The 1,640-nt window shown below is 61.3% G+C and carries 1 protein-coding gene and 2 pseudogenes; all 3 read left to right on the top strand.

From position 1 onward, the window contains the following. Positions 1–786 (top strand): annotated as a pseudogene (locus EN984_RS33770) (isocitrate lyase); the annotation flags it as partial. 53 nt (positions 787–839) lie between these two features. Then, entirely contained in the window at positions 840–1,082 is a 243-nt protein-coding gene (locus tag EN984_RS33765; protein WP_127384318.1) for a hypothetical protein, read from the top strand. Positions 1,083–1,360: 278 nt separating this feature from the next. Next, positions 1,361–1,640, top strand: a pseudogene (locus EN984_RS33760) (response regulator); the annotation flags it as partial.

The raw sequence follows: 1,640 nt of genomic DNA, 5'->3' as shown, positions 1-1,640 counted from the left end.
GGCGCCGCCGGCGTCCATTATGAGGACCAGTTGGCGTCGGAAAAGAAATGCGGCCATCTCGGCGGCAAGGTGCTGATCCCGACCGCGGCGCACATCCGCAACCTCAACGCCGCGCGCCTGGCGGCGGACGTGATGGGCACGCCGACCCTGGTCGTCGCGCGCACCGATGCGGAAGCCGCCAAGCTGCTCACCTCCGACATCGACGAACGCGACCAGCCTTTCGTCGACTACGACGCCGGCCGCACGGTGGAAGGCTTCTACCATGTCAGGAACGGCATCGAGCCCTGCATCGCCCGCGCCATTGCCTATGCGCCTTACGCGGATCTGATCTGGTGCGAGACCTCGAAGCCGGACCTGACGCAGGCCAGGAAATTCGCCGAGGGCGTGCGCAAGCATCATCCCGACAAGCTGCTCGCCTACAATTGCTCGCCCTCGTTCAACTGGAAGAAGAACCTCGACGACGCGACGATCGCCAGGTTCCAGAAGGAGCTCGGCGCCATGGGCTACAAGTTCCAGTTCATCACGCTCGCCGGCTTTCACCAGCTCAACTACGGCATGTTCGAACTGGCGCGCGGCTACAAGGCGCGGCAGATGGCGGCCTATTCCGAGTTGCAGGAAGCGGAGTTCGCGGCCGAGGCCGATGGCTACACCGCGACCAAACATCAGCGCGAAGTCGGCACCGGTTATTTCGACGCCGTGTCGATGGCGATCACCGGTGGCCAGTCATCGACCACCGCCATGCATGAATCGACAGAGCACGCGCAGTTCAAACCGGCCGCCGAATAGCGAACAGAAGAACTCAGAGGAAACGCCCAACAGGGCTTGGAAGGAGAAGACCAATGGCATCGATAAGCCGTGTCAAGGAACGCGCCGAGGAACAGTCGACGACGATGAACGTCGACCAGCAGGCGACGATCCGCATGCTGGCCAACGACCTGCACCGCCTCAACCAGTCGGTGATGAAGGCGGTCGAGGCGGGCGTCTCGGTGGAGCTCGTGCGCTCGGCACGACATCATGGCGGCGACGGCAACTGGGGCGATCTGCTGATCCCGGTGATCGTCACACAGCAGAGCCACGGCTGACCGGAATCCATGCAACCGGCCCTTCACCTGCGCAGCCCCTGCGCAGGTGAATTTTCTTTTTATGAAACGCACTTGTGGACAGTTGAGTACAGTAGCGTTGCTTGAAATTCACTGCTCCGGCGATGATTTCAGGCACTTTTATTTCAACTTGACATAGGCTCCGATCTCACGCCAATTGCGCTCCGGATTCAACTCTGCATTGAAATAGGGGCGAGCTTCTTGGCCGACTTGTGTGCCCGGTGAATGGCGAAGGCGAGACTCCAAGACATCCGAATCCGGTGACCCGCGGTTCAACCACCGAGGCGGTCCGCGATCCGTCGCAGGTGCTTGTCGTCGGCAAATCGCCAATCAATCGCGTGGTGATTTCAAAGATCGTCGAGCGATCCGGGCTCAAGCCGATTTCCGAATCTCCCGACACGGCGGCAAGGATCTTGCGGTCGCTCATTCCCGGCGCGGTTGTCCTTGACGGCGGCGCCGACAACAAGGACTGCGACAATCTGATGTCCAGCATCGACGCGTTGCGCCGCGCCTCGGGCAAATCGCTGCCACCAGTAATCC

This window comes from Mesorhizobium sp. M7A.F.Ca.CA.004.12.1.1, from assembly GCF_003997835.1.
Taxonomy (GTDB): Bacteria; Pseudomonadota; Alphaproteobacteria; order Rhizobiales; family Rhizobiaceae; genus Mesorhizobium.
This window is presented reverse-complemented; position numbering and strand designations above follow the sequence as displayed.